The organism is Streptomyces sp. GLSS-08 (assembly GCF_056387915.1).
In genome coordinates, this window is sequence record NZ_JBWJAQ010000001.1 from 284,810 (window position 1) to 301,076 (window position 16,267).

At 72.4% G+C, this 16,267-nt stretch carries 13 protein-coding genes and 2 pseudogenes; 5 read left to right on the forward strand and 10 right to left on the reverse strand.

From position 1 onward, the window contains the following. The first annotated feature begins 32 nt into the window (after positions 1-32). The gene (locus AC0ZLC_RS01095; RefSeq protein WP_476749921.1) at positions 33-2,924 is read left to right on the forward strand and encodes a glycoside hydrolase family 2 TIM barrel-domain containing protein; all 2,892 of its coding nucleotides are present in this window, start codon (positions 33-35) and stop codon (positions 2,922-2,924) included. A gap of 40 nt (positions 2,925-2,964) precedes the next feature. Here AC0ZLC_RS01095 and AC0ZLC_RS01100 read toward each other — a convergent pair whose 3' ends face one another. After that, positions 2,965-3,480: a hypothetical protein gene (locus tag AC0ZLC_RS01100; protein ID WP_476749922.1), complete on the reverse strand. Its 516-nt coding sequence runs from the start codon at positions 3,478-3,480 to the stop codon at positions 2,965-2,967. Further along, entirely contained in the window at positions 3,477-5,171 is a 1,695-nt protein-coding gene (locus AC0ZLC_RS01105) for a PHP domain-containing protein (RefSeq protein WP_476749923.1), read from the reverse strand. Before AC0ZLC_RS01105 ends, AC0ZLC_RS01100 begins: the two co-directional genes overlap by 4 nt. 203 nt (positions 5,172-5,374) lie before the next feature. Here AC0ZLC_RS01105 and AC0ZLC_RS01110 point away from each other — a divergent pair. Beyond that, positions 5,375-5,947, forward strand: a pseudogene (locus AC0ZLC_RS01110) (TetR/AcrR family transcriptional regulator); the annotation flags it as partial. Positions 5,948-6,267: 320 nt separating this feature from the next. Here the strand turns inward: AC0ZLC_RS01110 and AC0ZLC_RS01115 are convergent. The 8 genes and pseudogenes from AC0ZLC_RS01115 to AC0ZLC_RS01150 form a co-directional block, all read right to left on the reverse strand. Continuing rightward, positions 6,268-6,924, reverse strand: a complete 657-nt coding sequence (locus AC0ZLC_RS01115; protein ID WP_476749924.1) for a class I SAM-dependent methyltransferase — start codon at positions 6,922-6,924, stop codon at positions 6,268-6,270. A gap of 12 nt (positions 6,925-6,936) precedes the next feature. After that, on the reverse strand, positions 6,937-8,034 hold the full coding sequence (locus AC0ZLC_RS01120; RefSeq protein ID WP_476749925.1) for a cation diffusion facilitator family transporter: 1,098 nt from the start codon (positions 8,032-8,034) through the stop codon (positions 6,937-6,939). 358 nt (positions 8,035-8,392) lie between these two features. After that, positions 8,393-9,436, reverse strand: coding sequence for a rhamnogalacturonan acetylesterase (locus tag AC0ZLC_RS01125; protein ID WP_476749926.1), 1,044 nt, complete (start codon positions 9,434-9,436; stop codon positions 8,393-8,395). 162 nt (positions 9,437-9,598) lie between these two features. Further along, positions 9,599-11,038 (reverse strand): RICIN domain-containing protein, encoded by a 1,440-nt coding sequence (locus tag AC0ZLC_RS01130; RefSeq protein ID WP_476749927.1) that lies wholly within the window; start codon positions 11,036-11,038, stop codon positions 9,599-9,601. Position 11,039: 1 nt separating this feature from the next. After that, positions 11,040-11,819, reverse strand: coding sequence for a glycoside hydrolase family 43 protein (locus AC0ZLC_RS01135; RefSeq protein ID WP_476750211.1), 780 nt, complete (start codon positions 11,817-11,819; stop codon positions 11,040-11,042). A 36-nt stretch (positions 11,820-11,855) separates the two neighbouring features. Further along, positions 11,856-12,932, reverse strand: a pseudogene (locus AC0ZLC_RS01140) (glycoside hydrolase family 43 protein); the annotation flags it as partial. A 296-nt stretch (positions 12,933-13,228) separates the two neighbouring features. Beyond that, positions 13,229-13,438 carry a DUF397 domain-containing protein gene (locus tag AC0ZLC_RS01145; protein WP_476749928.1) on the reverse strand — a complete coding sequence of 70 codons (210 nt, stop codon included), beginning with the start codon at positions 13,436-13,438 and terminating at the stop codon, positions 13,229-13,231. Then, the gene (locus AC0ZLC_RS01150; protein WP_476749929.1) at positions 13,420-14,262 is read right to left on the reverse strand and encodes a helix-turn-helix domain-containing protein; all 843 of its coding nucleotides are present in this window, start codon (positions 14,260-14,262) and stop codon (positions 13,420-13,422) included. Before AC0ZLC_RS01150 ends, AC0ZLC_RS01145 begins: the two co-directional genes overlap by 19 nt. A 200-nt stretch (positions 14,263-14,462) precedes the next feature. Here AC0ZLC_RS01150 and AC0ZLC_RS01155 point away from each other — a divergent pair, with 200 nt between their 5' ends. The 3 genes from AC0ZLC_RS01155 to mmuM all read left to right on the forward strand — a co-directional run bounded on the left by AC0ZLC_RS01155 (position 14,463) and on the right by mmuM (position 16,239). After that, positions 14,463-14,798, forward strand: coding sequence for a hypothetical protein (locus AC0ZLC_RS01155; RefSeq protein WP_476749930.1), 336 nt, complete (start codon positions 14,463-14,465; stop codon positions 14,796-14,798). Continuing rightward, positions 14,795-15,028, forward strand: a complete 234-nt coding sequence (locus AC0ZLC_RS01160; protein ID WP_476749931.1) for a hypothetical protein — start codon at positions 14,795-14,797, stop codon at positions 15,026-15,028. The genes AC0ZLC_RS01155 and AC0ZLC_RS01160 overlap by 4 nt, the downstream gene beginning before the upstream one ends. Positions 15,029-15,312: 284 nt before the next feature. Continuing rightward, a complete protein-coding gene (mmuM, locus tag AC0ZLC_RS01165) occupies positions 15,313-16,239 on the forward strand; it encodes a homocysteine S-methyltransferase (protein WP_476749932.1) in 927 nt (308 codons plus the stop codon). The last annotated feature ends 28 nt before the right edge of the window (positions 16,240-16,267 follow it).

The following is a 16,267-nucleotide window of genomic DNA, read 5'->3' on the forward strand; positions in this document are numbered from 1 at the left end:
CGAATCGCATCACGGGCCCAGCTAGGAGACCGATGTCGTTCCGCACCTCCCCCTTCGGGAAGTCCCAGTCCGCCACCGACTACGTCGAGGACGTCTCCCCCGGCAGCGGGGTTCTCCCCCCGCGCGCCCGGTACGCGTCCTCCGACGCCGACTCCCTCTCTCTGAACGGCAGGTGGCGCCTGCGTCTCTCCCCGGCCGCCGACACCGAGGACGACTCCTTCGCCGAGGAGGGCTACGACTGCGGGGACTGGGCGGAGGTGTCCGTCCCCGGCCACTGGGTCCTCCAGGGCGACGGGGCCTTCGGGGCTCCGATCTACACCAACCATCTCTACCCCTTCCCGGTCGACCCGCCGCGGGTGCCGGACGAGAACCCGACCGGCGACCATCTGCGCTCCTTCGACCTGCCCGCGCGGTGGCCCGCGGACGGCGGCAGCGTGCTGCGGTTCGACGGGGTGGAGTCCTGCGCCCGGGTGTGGCTGAACGGTACGGAGCTGGGCGGGTTCAAGGGCTCGCGGCTGCCGCACGAGTTCGAGGTGGGGCGGCTGCTCCGGCCGGCCGGCAACCGGCTCGCGGTCCGGGTCCACCAGTGGTCGGCCGGTTCGTACCTGGAGGACCAGGACCAGTGGTGGCTGCCCGGCATCTTCCGGGACGTCACCCTGCTGCACCGCCCGGCGGGCAGCGTACGGGACTTCTTCGTGCACGCCTCGTTCGACCACGTGACAGGCGAGGGCACCCTGCGGGTGGACTCCGACGTCGATGGCCGGGTCGCCGTGCCCGAGCTGGGCGTCGACGTCGCCACCGGCGAGTCCGTGACGCTGCCGGTCGCGGCGTGGACCGCCGAGACACCCCGCCTGTACGACGGCGTACTGGCGACGGAGGGTGAGCGCGTCCCCCTTCGGATCGGCTTCCGGACGGTCGCTCTCCAGGACGGACTGATCAAGGTCAACGGCCGTGCGGTCCTCTTCCGGGGCGTCAACCGGCACGAGTGGCACCCGGAGCGGGGCCGCGCCCTGGACCTGGCGACCATGCGCGAGGACGTGCTGCTCATGAAGCGGCACAACGTCAACGCCGTCCGCACCTCGCACTACCCGCCGCACCCCGCCTTCCTCGATCTGTGCGACGAGTACGGCCTGTGGGTGATCGACGAGTGCGACCTGGAGACCCACGGCTTCACCGAGCAGGACTGGCGCGACAACCCGGTGGACGACGACCGCTGGACCCCGGCCCTGCTGGACCGCGCGGCCCGGATGGTCGAGCGCGACAAGAACCACCCGTCGGTGGTCGTCTGGTCGCTCGGCAACGAGGCGGGCACCGGGCGCGGCCTGACCGCCATGGCCGAGTGGATCCGCGGCCGGGACGGCTCACGGCTCCTGCACTACGAGGGCGACCCCGACTGCCGTGACACGGACGTGTACGCGCGGATGTACGCCTCCCATGCCGAGGTCGAGCGGATCGGCCGGGGTCTGGACGGCGGCGGCCACCGGCGGCGGACCCTGCCCTTCGTCCTGTGCGAGTACGCGCACGCCATGGGCAACGGCCCCGGCGGACTCGCCGACTACCAGCGGCTGTTCGAGTCCCACGACCGCCTCCAGGGAGGTTTCGTCTGGGAGTGGATCGACCACGGCGTCAAGGACGGGCGGTACGGGATCGCGTACGGCGGCGACTTCGGGGAGGAGCTGCACGACGGGAACTTCGTCTGCGACGGGCTGCTCTTCCCCGACCGGACGCCCTCGCCCGGACTCGTCGAGTACAAGAAGGTGATCGAGCCGGTCCACCTCGCCGGCGACGGGCGGCGCGGAACGCTCCGCATCACCAACCGGTACGACTTCGCCGACCTGTCCGCGCTGGCCTTCACGTGGTCGCACGAGGTGGACGGCGAGACCGTCGAGGCGGGCACGCTGTCGGTGCCCGCGCTCGCTCCCGGCGAGAGCGCCGAGGTGAAGCTGCCGCCGCCGCCCGACGGACGCGGGGCCGAGACCGGGTGGACGGTCCGCGCGGTGCTGGCCGGGGAGACCGCGTGGGCGCCGCGGGGCCACGAGGTCGCCTGGGCCCAGATCCCGGCCGCCGGCCGGCGCGCGCCGCGCGTGGTGCCTTCGGCGGGGCCGGTGCCGGGCGAGCGCACGATCACGCTGGGACCCGCCGTCCTGGACGCCCGCACCGGTGCGCTGCGTGCGATCGGCGGGACGGCGGTGACCGGACTGCGCCTGGACGTGTGGCGCGCGCCGACCGACAACGACGACGGCGCGTCCTGGCAGCCAGACCTGCGCCACGGCCCGCTGTGGCGCAGGCTCGGCCTGCACCGGATGCGGCACCGCACGGACGGGGTGGACGTGTCCGGCGACGCGCTGACCGTACGGACTCGGGTGGCGCCCGCGGGACGGGACATCGGCCTGCGCACGGTGTACCGGTGGACCTCCGACGGGACGCGGCTGCGGCTGACGGTGTCCGTGGCGCCCGAGGGTGCGTGGACGGTGCCGCTGCCGCGGCTCGGGATACGGTTCGGGCTGGCGTCGTCCGCGGACCGGGTGACGTGGTTCGGCGGCGGTCCCGGCGAGGGCTATCCGGACACCAGGTCCGCCTCGCGGCTGGGCCGTTGGGAGGCGTCGGTCGACGCGCTCCAGACGCCGTACGTCCGTCCGCAGGAGAACGGCGCGCGGGCCGACGTGCGCTGGGCGCAGCTCGGCGGGCTGCGCGTCGAGGGCGACCCGGAGTTCTGGTTCACGGCGCGGCGCTGGACGACCGAGCAGCTCGACGCGGCGGACCACCTCACGGACCTGGAGCCCGGCGACACGGTCTGGGTGAACCTGGACCACGGCCAGCAGGGCATCGGCTCCCAGTCGTGCGGTCCCGGCGCGCTCCCGCAGTACCAACTGCGTCCCGAACCGGCCGAGTTCTCGTTCGTCTTCGCGGAGCTAGACGGCTGACACGGTCACCGGGACGGCGTCCGGCCTTCTCCCGCGTCCGTCAGTGGTCCGCGCAGCAGGGCGTCGGTTCCGGGACCTCGAAGGGGACGAGGGTGCCGCCGGCGGCGGGCATCGCGGTCAGGACGAGCACGCCGTCCCGCCACTCCGGGCGTACGTGGTCCCGCGTCACCAGCCGCTGCTCCGGCGGGGGTTGGCCGGACGCGCCCAGTACGGCGACGCGGGCGATCGCGGAGGCCGACAGGGCCTCCGCGACCGTCACGGTGCCCGTGAGGCGCGTGACGCCCGGGTACAGCACCGCGCGGCCCACCGCGTCGGGTACTCCCGGGGACACCTCGTACCCCTGGGCGGTGAGACGCTGCCGGACGGTGCTCAGCAGCGCCCGTGAAGGGGCGGCGAGGGAGAGGGCGACCCGCGGGCGGTCGCCGCGCACCAGATGGGTGCAGCCGAACCAGTCCTCGGTGAGGGCCAGTTCGGCGGCGAGGGCGCGCAGCAGGTGGTCCGCCGCGCGCAGGTCACCGCTTCCCCCGTCCACCGTGAGGGTGTGGGGTGCGCTCACGACGGCAGGATCCACACGGGGTTGGAGTAGAACCACAGGTCGCGCCACGGGTCGGCGTCGCCGACGACGTCCACGGCCGGGCCCGCGGGGTCGACCGCGGCACCCATCAGGCCGGTCGCCGAGCGGTTGCCGTCCGTGCCGCGGAGCCGGACGTAGAGCGGGCGGTCGACCTCGCCCAGGGAGTACGTCAGCCGGACCGTGCCGGTGGACTTGCCGACCTCGTACGAGCGGACGACCCCGGCCGTCGGCGCGGTGAAGGTGTCCTTGTCCTGCGCGGCGCCCGTGACGTCTCCCCGGATGACGTCCACCCGGGCCAACCGCGGGACGAACCCCGCCCAGTTGGGGCCGCCGGCCAGGGCGACGTCGGCCGTCAGGGTCACCTTCGTGCCCTTCTTGACGTGCAGCGCCCCGCCGAGCGTGGCCCAACGGCCGCCGCCCGCCGCCCTGACGTCGAGACCGCTGACCAACTGGCCGTGGTCCACCCAGATCCGGCCGGCGCGGATGCCGTCCATGACGGCGGCGTACGAGAAGCCGTCGGCGCCCACGTGGGTGCGGCTGTACTGGCCGGGCCAGTAGTCGCCCTGGGTGAGGTCGACCCTGCCGCCGTAGACGGGGTCCGTGTGCCTGCCGTTGGCGGTGAAGTCGCTGTCGGGGCCGCCGCGGACGGCCGTGTCCGTGTACACCTGGTGCGCGTCGGAGTTGGCGGTGATCCACCACGGCTTGCCCTCGGCGAGCAGGCTGTCCCAGAGGCCGCCGACGGTGGCGGTCATCCAGTCGAATCCGCCCCAGGTGCGGTAGCTCTCCAGCGGGTAGCCGGCGAAGGAGTTCGCGCTCGGGCTGTTGTCGTAGATGCCGCGCGCGCGGCCCATGCCGGTGGGCGCGGCGATGCCGGCGGCCTGGTGGCCGGGCGCGCCCTCGAAACCGACCGCGATCTGGTGGCCCGCGGGGGTGGCGTCGCGCCAGCCGCGGATCTCGTGCGGGGAGTCGACACCGCGCCGCGCCGGGTGGTTGGCGAGCATCAGGGCGTCTCTGACCTTGCGCCGCCGCACCTGCTCGGCGAGGAAGTCGAGGCCCGCGACGGCCAGCGCCTCGTTGGCGGGCGTGGAGTCCGAGGCGCCCCGCACGCTGCCGTCGTACGAGGTCTCGAACTGCTTGAGGACGGCGACCTCGTTCCTGCCGGGGTGGACGAAGACCGTGCCGTGCTCGGCGGCCGGGATGTTCCACTCCAGCCCCTGGAAGACGAGCGTGTCCTCGTGCGCGGCCCGGGCCTCCCGGATGTCCGGATTGACCTTCTCGACGCCGATCCTGGCGTGCGTCTCGCTGCCGTGGTCGGTGATGACCATCCAGTCGAGCCCGTGCCGGGCCCCTTGGCGCACCTGGTCGCCGACGCGGTACTTGCCGTCGCTGCTGTACTGGGTGTGGATGTGGTGGTCGCCGGAGAGCCAGAGGAAGCCGCCCTTTCCGCCCCGGCCCTCGGCGGCGTACGCGGGTGCCGTCGCCCCCTCGGCGAGGACGCTGCCCGCCGCCAGCCCGGCGCCCAGCAGACCGGCGCGCCGCAGCAGCGAGCGGCGCGACCGCTGCTCGGGGGTCAGTGCCTCGTCCGGCACCGAGGTGTCGAAGGCGGCCGGGAGCGGCTCGGCCACGTGGTCGTGTGTGTGGTGGTGATGCCCGTGCCCGTGTCCGTGCCCCATGTCGGCCTCCTGAGTCCGGCGGCGCCGGACGGCCGCGCGACAAGGAGGATCGACGGAACACATGAACGCCGAACGGCCGCGACGTGATCTCCGGACGGCCCCGGAGAGGCGGCTCCGCCCCGCCCCCCTCAGCCTGTTCGGTACATTGGGCTGCTCCCCAGGGACCCTAGGGTTCCGAACACGCAGAGGTGGGTGGTGAGGGGATGGCCCGTGCCGGGCTCACGGTCGACCGGCTCGTGAGAGCCGCCGCCGATCTCGCGGACGAGGTCGGCTTCGACCAGGTCACCGTCTCCGCCCTGGCACGCCGCTTCGGCGTGAAGGACGCGAGCCTGTACTCGCACGTCAAGAGCCTCCAGGAGCTGCGCACCAGGGTCGCCCTGCTGGCCGGCGAGGAGATGATCGAGCAGATCGCCGACGCCGTCGCAGGACGGGCCGGCAAGGACGCGCTGGCCGCGTTCGCCGGCGCCTACCGGGACTTCGCCCTCCGACGGCCGGGACGGTACGCGGCCACCCAGATCCGCGTCGACCAGGATCTCGTCGCCGGCTCCCGCGCCCTGCTGCGGACCGCCGAGATCACCTACGGCATGCTCCGCGCCTACGGGCTCGACGAGCCGGACCTGACCGACGCCGTACGGCTGCTGCGCAGTTCGTTCCACGGCTTCTGCGGCATCGAGGCCGCCGGCGGCTTCGGCGCGCCCCGTGACGTGCAGACGTCCTGGGACCGCGCCGTCGAGGCCCTGCACGTCCTGCTGGAGCACTGGCCCAGGGAGGAGCCCGGCAGGGATGAAGTCCCGGCGCACGATGCAGGTCTCCGGGCCCTGACATGCTTTCGAGCGAGAACGGATTTTGACCGCGGCAAGGTCGAGGCGGGCGTCCAGGCCGAGGTTGACCTCCTCGTACGGCCGCACGTGGGAGCGGAACAGCGGGGTTCTCAGAGCTTCACCTGGATTCGATCCGCCCCATGGGGGCGACGCTCGCCGACAAAGCCTTCCGCGCTGCCGTCCAGCTTGACGACGCCGCGCGGCGGCCCCCGACGCCAGGAGGAGTCGGGGGCCGCCGCGTGCTCGATGCAGGCGTTGAGGCAGCAAGGCGAGCGTCAGATCCGTGCGATCAGGGCGTAGCGTTCGTCGGTCACCGGGCCGCCCCACAGGGCGGCATCGGCGCTGAGGGGCTCGGTGCGCACGTCACTGACGAGCGGGCGTACCGCGTCGGCCAGTTCGGCGGCGGCGATGCCCCCGTACCAGGGCAGTGTGTCGGCGCCGACGACGTACGGCACGTCCTTCTGTCCGGCTTCGCGCCAGCGGCCCTCGACGAGGATCAGGAGGCCGCCGGGGCGGATGCGGCCGGCCCACTCGCGCAGGGCGGCGTGCGGGTCGGGCAGGGTCCACACCAGGTGGCGGGAGAGCAGGACGTCAAACTTCTCCTGGCCCGTGGGTGGTGCGGCGGCGTCCCCGACCAGGAACCGGCCCGGGAGTTGGGCGGCGGTCAGTTTGGCGCGGGCGGCCTCGACCATCCGCGGCGCCAGGTCCACCCCGGTGACCCGGTGCCCGGCCTGGGCGATCAGCTCGGAGAGTGATCCGGTGCCGCAGCCGACGTCCAGGACGTCGGCCGGGTCGGTGGGCAGCCACGCGGTCAGCAGGTCCGCCCACGCGGCGCGGGTGTGAGTGGCCTTGAGGCCGTGGTCCGGCTCGTCGTCGAAGCCCGGGGCGGCGGCGTCCCAGTAGGCGGTGATGGCAGCAGCGGGGCTTGTCATCCAGTGATCCTCTCAGCCGCCACTGACAACGCTCGCGGGGCGATTGCCGTGGTGGGCCAGAGCCTGGTGCGGGTCGTGGCCGGGGGCGGGGGCAGGGTCGGTGTGGACGGTCGCGGCCGTCAGCCGGGGAACCGCGTGGATCAGGGCGTGTTCGGCGGCGACGGCCAGCTCGTGGGCCCGAGCGACGCTCAGGTGTGCGTCGACGATGATGTCGGCCTCGGCACGCAGGGCGTGGCCGATCCACCGCATCCGCACCTGCCCGATGCCGCGTACGCCCTTCACCGCGTGCAGCGCCTGCTCTGCGGCGGCGATCAGGGCGGGATCGACGGAGTCCATCAGGCGCCGGCAGACCTCGCGGGCGGCGTCCTTGAGGACCAACAGGATCGCGGCGGTGATCAGCAGACCGACGACCGGGTCGGCCGCCTGCCAGCCCAGGGCCGCACCGCCGGCGCCCAGCAGGACGGCCAGGGAGGTGAAGCCGTCGGTACGGGCGTGCAGCCCGTCCGCGACCAGCGCGGCAGATCCGATCTTCCTCCCGGTGCGGATGCGGTGGCGGGCCACCCACTCGTTGCCCACGAACCCCGCCAGCGCGGCAGCGGAGACGGCCCACAGATGGGTGATGTCGCGGGGGTTGAACAGCCGGTCGAGGGCCACCCAGGCGGCCAGGGCCGCGGAGGCGGCGATGGTCGCCACGATCAGGATGCCCGCCAGGTCCTCGGCCCGGCCATAGCCGTAGGTGTAGCGGCGGTTGGCCGCCCGCCTCCCGAGGACGAACGCGATGCCCAGCGGAACGGCTGTCAGGGCGTCGGCCGCGTTGTGGATGGTGTCGCCGAGCAGCGCTACCGACCCCGACAGGGCGACGATCACCGCTTGAACGACAGTGGTGACCCCCAGGACGGTCAGGGAGATCCACAGCGTCCGCATCCCCTCCCGTGAGGTCTCCATCGCCGCGTCGACCTTGTCGGCGGCCTCGTGACTGTGCGGCCGGGCCAGGTGGGCGACGCGGTGGCGCACCCGGGCCAGCCGCGAGATCTCTTGCCCGTGCCCCTCCTCCGCATGGTCGTGGTCGTGGTGGTGGTCGTGTGTGTGGGTGTGCTGATTCCCCTCCATGAGCCTCACCGTGGCACACGGATTCGATTGCAGCTACAGCCGTCATACCTGGCCTGACCAGGTGCGACACCCTCGCAACAGCGCGCGCGGGGCAGTTGGTTGACAGCCCCAGCTCACACGTCTCCTGCCGCCCCGGCACCCGCCGGGCAGCGGGGCCTCCGGCGGCAAGCGGCGTGAAATCCGCGCGCTCACGCCCCCGGACCGCGGCCACCGGCGCGCGTCCGCCGAAGTGCCCTGCGGCTGCTCGTTCATGGGGGAACGCTAGAGCCCCGACGCTTCGGCGCCGGCCGAACCGTGCCGGTCCTCCCGCCGGCTCCTGGGGCGTCCCGGTTCCGGTCGGGACGCCCCAGGAGTCACCTCACCTCACCAGTCCCCTCGGGACCAGCCGCTGCGCCACCAGTTCGTCGCGGACCAGGCCGGCGTACACCGTGGCACCGTGGACGGAGGTGTGCGTGTTGTCGCGCTTCTCGTTGTAGAGGTAGAGCGCCTTGGAGCCCTCGACGCCCAGTGACTCGACGACGGACTTCGTCCTGGCCGTCAGGTCGATCAGCGGCACGCCCTCGGCGGCCGCGACCGAGCGGACGACGGCCGGGTGGTCGACGCCCAGGCCGTTCACGAGGAGGGCGGTGTTGTTGTTCAGCGTGCCGTCCGCGTTGAACCAGCGACGGACGACGGGTGTCACCAGGACGGGCCTGCCGCCGCGAGAGCGGACGCCCGCCACGAGGGTTTCCAGATTCGCCCGGTAGGTCGCCTCGTCGGTCGTCTTGTCGTTGTGCGCGAGCTGGACGAGGACCAGGTCGCCGTCGCGGACCAGCGGCCGGACGGTCGCGAAGAGCGCCGGATTCTCGAGGTAGGTGACCGTGCTCTCGCCGGAGTCGGCGTAGTTGGCGACGGAGAGCCCCCTGCGCAGGTACTGGGGCAGCTGCTGCCCCCAGCCCGAGTACGGGTCACCCGGCTGGTCGCAGACCGTGGAGTCGCCCACCAGGAAGATCTGGCGGACGTGCCGGGCCGGGGTCACCCGGATGTCCGCCAGTGCGGGCGCCGGCCCGCCGAGCGCGAGGTCCAGGCCCGCGCCGCCCTCGGGACCGGTCGGCTCGCCCTCGGGGGTGCGGACGTTCACGGTGAAGCTGCGGGCCACGCGCTCACCGGCCGCGGTGGCCGTCTCGGGAAGGAGCGAGCGCCGGGTCTCGCCGCGGACGCTCGTGCTCGCGGGGGCTTCGCCGCCGAGCAGTACCTTCACCTCGTACGTGCCCGGCGCCACGTCGAAGTGGCAGGCGGTCGCCGTGCAGTTCTCCCGGCCGAGGACGCCACTCCCCCGGCCGGTCCCCGCCTGCGCGGGGGTGACCGACAGGGCGGTGGCGGCGACGACCGCCCCGAGCACAGCGGTCTTGACACGTCTCATCGCGGCTCCTCCGGCAGGACGACTCACCCGGCGGCTGGACGGTACCGTTCTCAGCAAGCGCTTTCTAGAAGTGCGCGTGAAAATTGCTGGAGCCGCGACTTCATTGACGTGAAAGCGCTTCCCGTGATGAGGACGACACCCCCGCCAGGGGAACGCCGGATCTCATGTCCCGCGTGTCCACTGCTGGTTGGTTCCTCCGGTGCAGGTGTACGTGATGAGGGCGGCCCCGTCGGAAGTGGACGCACCGGACACGTCGAGGCACTCCCCGCTCGCCCGCGACTTGAGCAGGACGTAACCGCCGGAGGCGGTGACCGACCACTGCTGCGCCGTCGCGCCGGTGCAGTCCTCCTGGGTGACGCTCGTGGCGCCCTCGGTCAGGCACAGGGAGCTGTGCCGGGTCATCAGCGTGTAGTGGCCGCCGCCGGAACTCCTGAACCAGAACCTCTGGTTGGTGCCGCCGTTGCACGTGTACTGGCTGAACGCGACGCCTTCGAGGAGCGACCGGCTCGGCAGGTCGGCGCACTTGCCGCTGTGCCGGGCGGTGAGCGTCTCGTAGCGGGCGCTCGTGCCGCCGACCGTCCCCGTGGCCGTGTCGACGGTGATCTCGGGGTACCAGCTCATGCTCAGGCTCGTCGAGGTCGGGAAGGAGAGCGGCAGCCACACGTACCGCGAGTCGTTGACCGTCCCGCCGAACGCGTTGCCCCAGCGGTCCCCCAGATAGAGGTAGGAGGTGCCCGAAGTGCCCTGCACGGGGAGGACGTACGCGGTCTGCGAGCCGTAAGCGGTGGAGTCGCCGACGTTCGTCATCGCGCTCCACGGACCCGTGAGGGAGGTCGCCGTCGCGTACTGCTGCTGGTTGGGATTCCAGCCCGTGGCGCCCGAGGTCAGCATGAAGTAGACGCCGCCGCGCCTGAAGAGGGCGGGGGCCTCGCGGTGGCCGCCCGGCCACGGGTTGGCGGTCAGCGCGGCGATGCCCGTGTAGTCGGCGGTGAGCCGGTACAGGTGCAGGTCGTAGTTCTCGCGAGCGGCCGAGACCAGGTAGCCCGTACCGTCCGTGTCGACGAAGACCGTGAGGTCACGGGACATGTGCTGGCCGAGGGGCCGGAAGCTGCCGCGATAGGTGTAGTCGCCGTCGACGGTGCCGGACACGGCGACGGCCGCGCGCGCCTCGCTGTAGTCGGTGCCGTTCTCCTTGTGCATCCACATCACGAACGTGCCGGTGGCCGCGTTGTACATCACCTTCGGCCGCTCGATGTTGGCGTTCGCCAGCTCGCCCGCGCTGGACCGGGTCAGGACGTGGTTGCGGAACTCCCAGTTCTTGAGGTCGGTGGAGCGGTAGGCGTCCACGTATTGGAAGGTGTTGTCGGCGTTGCGGTGCTCACCGAACCAGTAGTAGTAGGCACCGACCTTGATGACGCCGCCGCCGTGCGCGTGGACGGCGTTGCCCGAGGTGTCGGTGAACTGCGTGCCGTTGACGACGGTCTGCGGTGCCGCCGCGGCCGGTCCCGCGGTCGTGAGCGCCGCGGCGAGCGCGAGGCACAGGGCGACGACGACGGCGTACGCGCGGCGGGTGGTGCTCGGCGTGCTGGTCGTTCCGGTCACGTCACACACTCTCCCTCAGCACCGTGAAGTGCCGGGCGAAGCCCGAGAGTCCGGGCAGGGTGCGGATCGGGGTCCAGGTGCGCAGGCCGTCGAGGCTGTCGCTGTAGTAGTACTTCTGCTCCGCGTAGCCGTCGAAGTAGATCCGCCAGGCGCCGTTGTCCAGGTGCACCAGGGCCGGGCCCTCGCGCCAGCTGCCCCAGCCCGCCCAGTCGCCCCTGCCGACGAAGGTGTAGGGGCCGGCGAGCCGGTCGGCGACCGCGTGCTCCAGGTACTTGGTGGTCTCCTGCTTGGTGATGGCGTGGTACTTGCCGGCGTAGCGCACGATGAACGTGTCGATGTAGTTGGCGGTGTCGAGCCCCGACAGCGGCCTGGGCACGGACCAGTTGCGCAGGGACGTGTCGGACGCGGTGAGCAGATGCGGGCGGAACACGGACGTGTTGGTGGTGTCGAGCGCGACGACGATGTTGACGCTGCCGTCCGCGGGGTCGACGAACCACTCGGGCGCCCAGGTGCGGGCCAGGCCGGCGGTGGGCAGGGTGTGGTTGGCGACGAACTGCCAGCTCGTACGGTCCTTGCTGCGGGCGAACCCTATGGTGTTGCCGGTCCAGTTGGTGGTGTGGACGATCCAGTAGTAGCCGTCGGAGTGCTTGATGACCGACGGGTCGCGGATCAGTCCGGTGGGCGGGGTGTAGGCCGGGCCCTTCAGCAGCCGGTACGACAGGGCGTCCGCGGAGTCGTAGATGTACAGGTTCGACTCGCTGCTGTTGGTGAAGGCGGTCATCGTGTAGCGGGTCGCGGCCCGGACGGCCGGGGCCGGGGTGTCGGCGACGGGGACGCCGAAGTCCGGGGTGCCGTCCGCGTGCCAGCGGAGCCGCTGGATCCGGGTGTGCCGGTTGGGGTCGTTCAGCGGGTCGCCGGTGATCTCCTTGTACGGGCGGGCGTGGTACACGAGGACGTCGGTGCGGCCGTCCTCGGCGACGGTGAAGCAGTTGTGGCCCGGCCCGTACTGCCGGGTGGTGTCGTTGCCGGTGAAGACCGGGGCGGGCGACTTGGACCAGGAGCGGGCGTCCAGGAGGTCGCTGCCGGCTTCGGCGGTGAGCAGGCCGAGGCAGTAGTGGTGGTCGGTCGCGCTGGCCGAGTACGACAGGAAGACGCGTCCGTCGCGCTGGATGACCGAGGGGCCCTCGTTCACCTGGTAGCCGACGGTCTCCCAGTCGTACTCCGGTGTGGTGAGGCGGACCTGGGGGCCCTTGAGCGTCCAGGGGTTGGCCATCGCGGAGAGGAAGACGCCCGTGTTGTTGTCCATGCCGGGCTCGTGCTGCGCCCAGGCGAGGTAACGGGTGCCCTGGTGGGTGAACGTGGTGGCGTCGAGCGAGAAGGTCTCCCACGCCGTCCTGAGTCGGCCCTTCTCCGTCCAGGTTCCCTTGAAGGGATCGGGGTTGGCGTTCTCCAGCACCCAGATGCGGATCGCCCACACGTCGTTCGCGGGAGCCGCGGCGAAGTAGATGTACCACTTGCCGTCGATGTGGTGGATCTCCGGGGCCCAGATGTGCGCGCCCATGTCGCCGCTCGCGTGCTTGCGCCAGATCACCGACTCGTCGGCCGTGGCGAGTCCGTTCAGGGTGCGGGAGCGGCGCAGGATGATCCGGTCGTACTCGGGGGCGGTGGCCGTGAAGTAGTAACGGCCGTCGGTGTGCCGGTGGATGTGGGGATCGGCGCGGTTGCGGACGAGCGGATTGACGTACGGGGCGGTCGCCGCCACGGCTGTCGGGGCGGCGGTCGGTGCGGCCGCCGCGGCGACGCCGGGCGTGGCGGTGAGCGCGCCCGCGGCCAGGGCGCCCTTCAACAGCAGTCTGCGGCTCGGGGTGTCGGGCAGGTCGTCGGCGCGGCTCATGCGGACCGCCTCTCCGTGGTGGGGGACACAGGGGGTCGCTCGGACCATGCCGTTCGGCATACCGAACGGCATCTGTCATCACGAACGCCGAAAAGGTAAGGGCGTGTCACGAGGAGGTCAACGGGTCCGACGGGACGAAGATGGCCCGGCCTTCCGGCCGGGTTGCCCGAACTCCGGCACGGACTCACCGACGACGGCCTGCGCGCCCGGCACCCGACCGCCGGGAAGCACCCGGGCCGGACATGAAGGCGGCCCTCGCGGTACCGATCCTCGCGAGGGCCCTTGGACGTTCGGCGTCAGTCGATCAGACGACCGCTCTTCACGGCAGCCACGAAGGAGGACCAACCGCCCGCCGGGAACACGAGCACCGGCCCGTGCGGATCTTTGCTGTCTCGCATCGGCACGACGCCGGCGAAGTCGTCAGAGATTTCGACGCAAGCGCCACCGTCCTGGTTGCTGTGGCTGCTCTTGCGCCAAGATGCGGCGCTCAGGTCGATGGATCGCACGTCGCTTCCTCCAACATCCGCAGGATGAACTTGCGCGACTCCACCGGGGTGAGCGCCAGGTCGCGCACCGCATCGTACGTGTTCTGCAAACGTACAACCGGACCGGCTTCCTCGATGAGTTCACCCCGGTACCCGTTCTCGGTATACGCCACAGTCCTGCCGTCCGGAAGGAGCAGATACCAGACGTCCACCCCCAGGAGACCGTGCAACCCGGCGCTCTGCAGCAGCACTTGGACCGTGACGTCGGGGCGCTCCGCAACCTCTCCCAGGTACTCCAACTGTTCCCGCCACTCCCGCACATCCCGCAACGGCGTCCGCAGCACCGCCTCCGACAGGATCGTCCGGAACCTGGGAGCATCCTCCCCCTCCAGTAACTCCCGCCGACCCATCCGCGCCTCGACCTGCTGCTCCAGCTCCTTCCCCTTCAGCCCACCGGCCGCCAGCACCTCCCGCGCGTACCCCGGCGTCTGCAACAGCCCCGGCAGGACGCTCACCGCGAAGTGCCACAGGCTCACCGCCTGGGCCTCCAGCGCCATGTACCGCCGGTACCGCTCACGGAACTGCGTATGGTCCCCCGCGGCCAGCTCCCAGAGCGCGAGCAGCAGTCCGGGCGTGCCGTAGTGCGTGTCGAGGGCCTGGACGACCTCCGGGCTGCCCAGCGTCTCGCCCTTCTCCATCTTGCCGAACAGGGACCAGTCCCAGCCCAGCCGCTCGCCGAGCTGCCGCAGGCTCGTCCCGCTGCCCGCCCGCAGGATCCGCAGCTCCTCGGCGAACCGCTGACGTGGTTCCTGACTGCGGCCGGTGATGACGCGACGCTGCGGCATACGGCTGACTCCCCTCCGAGAGGCTCGCGTGGACGGTGTGGAAGGTGTGGAACGGCCCTCGGGGCACGGGGAAGCACGAACCCGTCCACAGCCCGGCCGCCCCGATCCGGACGCATTCTCGTAACGCTTGGACTACGCAGCGTAATTCACCCAGCGCAGCCGGGTCATGGAATCCGCCGTACTGACCGACAAGGACAGGTATGACCGCCTCATCGCACCCCCCGCAGAGCACGACGAGCACGAGCACCACCGGGGCCACGGCCTCGCCGACGGCCAGGGCCGTACCCGGCCACCCCACCGCCGTGCCCGCCTCGGCGCCCCCCGCGTCCAGGGCCCAGGAGGCCCTCGCCGCCCGCGACACCCTCGCTCACGCCCTGAGCCAGGCGGGCATCCAGCTTCCCGCGCTGGACGTCCGTAGCCCCTGGGCGGACGACCGCGAGGGCGAGATCCGGTACGCGCTCGTCCACCTGGGGGTGTGCTCCGCGCCGGTGGCCCTGATGCTCGCGGACGTGATCTCGAAGGGAAGCGGCAGGTGACCGAGGGCGGGGGCGAAGTCCCTGGTGTCGGAGAGGCCGTCCGCGACACGGCGCGCGACCGGGTCGGGCGGGTCATGGGCCACGAGGGCCCCTACCTCCAGATCCGCCCGCTCGGCGGTGGCCTCGAATGGGACGCGGACCCGCGCCACGTCCGAGCACTGAGCCAGGCCGAGCTGCTGAGCGCTCTGGTGGCCGAGGTCAACGCCCGCAGCAGGCAGGGAAACCCGTGACGGAGCCACCCCGGCACCACGGCATGGTCCGGCACCCGTCCGTCGCGGGGCAGGAACTTCCGTCACCTGTACGGCCGGGACGCCGCGCGGGCGAAATACCTCTCCGGGAACCGGGAACCCAGGCGCCCCGCTCGGCACGGCGGCGGCGGCCGGCGTGCCGCGGCACGCCGAGGTCCGGCCGTCGCGACGGCGGGAGCCCGCGACCGCGAGCAGTGCGCCCTCAGCCGAGCAGCGGACCGTGGACACCCCGGGGCGGCGTCCCACGCATCGGCTAGCTTCGGGGCATGACCAGCGACACCTCCCGCACCCTCACCGACGCACTCGCCACCGGCACGATCGTCCTGGACGGCGGGCTCTCCAACCAGCTCGCGTCGGCCGGCCACGACCTGAGCGACGAGCTGTGGTCGGCGCGGCTGCTCGCCGACCGGCCCGAGGCGCTCGTCGAGGCGCACCTGGCCTATTTCGAGGCGGGCGCCGACGTGGCGATCACCGCCAGCTACCAGGCCACCTTCGAAGGCTTCGCCAAGCGCGGGGTCGGCCCCGCACGCGCCGCCGAACTCCTGTGCTCCAGCGTCGAGTCGGCGCGCGAGGCGGCCCGGCTGGCACACGCCGGGGGGATCGGCCGGCCGCTGTGGGTGGCCGCGTCGGCAGGCCCGTACGGGGCGATGCTGGCGGACGGCTCCGAGTACCGGGGCCGCTACGGCCTGAGCGTGGGCGAGCTGGAGCGCTTCCACCGCCCGCGCCTCGAGGTGCTGGCCGCCGCCGCTCCCGACGTGCTGGCCCTGGAGACGGTGCCGGACACCGACGAGGCGGCGGCCCTGCTGCGGGCGGTCCGCGGCCTGGGCGTACCGGCCTGGCTGTCGTACTCCGTGGACGGTGACCGCACCCGCGCCGGGCAGCCCCTGGAGGAGGCCTTCGCGCTCGCGGCCGACGCCGACGAGATCGTCGCGGTGGGCGTGAACTGCTGTTCCCCTGCGGACGTGGACCGCGCCGTCGGGACGGCCTCGCGGGTCACCGGCAAGCCGGTGGTGGTCTACCCGAACAGCGGCGAGACCTGGGACGCCGGCCAGCACGCCTGGGACGGCCGGGCCACGTTCACTCCCGAGGAGGTCACCGGCTGGCGCGCCTCGGGTGCCAGGCTGATCGGAGGGTGCTGCCGGGTGGGGCCGGACGCCGTCGCCGGAATCGCGGCGGCCCTGCGGGCCGGGTGATCGCCAACGCCGGGCTCCGGCCCGCCCG

What these genes read in the sequence shown, in the direction of transcription:
- AC0ZLC_RS01105 (WP_476749923.1), bottom strand. Translation starts at nt 5,171, where the DNA reads ATGGGGCACGGACACGGGCACGGGCATCACCACCACACACACGACCAC.
- AC0ZLC_RS01150 (WP_476749929.1), bottom strand. Translation starts at nt 14,262, where the DNA reads ATGCCGCAGCGTCGCGTCATCACCGGCCGCAGTCAGGAACCACGTCAG.
- mmuM (WP_476749932.1), top strand. Translation starts at nt 15,313, where the DNA reads ATGACCAGCGACACCTCCCGCACCCTCACCGACGCACTCGCCACCGGC.
- AC0ZLC_RS01095 (WP_476749921.1), top strand. Translation starts at nt 33, where the DNA reads ATGTCGTTCCGCACCTCCCCCTTCGGGAAGTCCCAGTCCGCCACCGAC.
- AC0ZLC_RS01135 (WP_476750211.1), bottom strand. Translation starts at nt 11,819, where the DNA reads ATGACCGCCTTCACCAACAGCAGCGAGTCGAACCTGTACATCTACGAC.
- AC0ZLC_RS01120 (WP_476749925.1), bottom strand. Translation starts at nt 8,034, where the DNA reads ATGGAGGGGAATCAGCACACCCACACACACGACCACCACCACGACCAC.
- AC0ZLC_RS01125 (WP_476749926.1), bottom strand. Translation starts at nt 9,436, where the DNA reads ATGAGACGTGTCAAGACCGCTGTGCTCGGGGCGGTCGTCGCCGCCACC.
- AC0ZLC_RS01115 (WP_476749924.1), bottom strand. Translation starts at nt 6,924, where the DNA reads ATGACAAGCCCCGCTGCTGCCATCACCGCCTACTGGGACGCCGCCGCC.
- AC0ZLC_RS01155 (WP_476749930.1), top strand. Translation starts at nt 14,463, where the DNA reads ATGACCGCCTCATCGCACCCCCCGCAGAGCACGACGAGCACGAGCACC.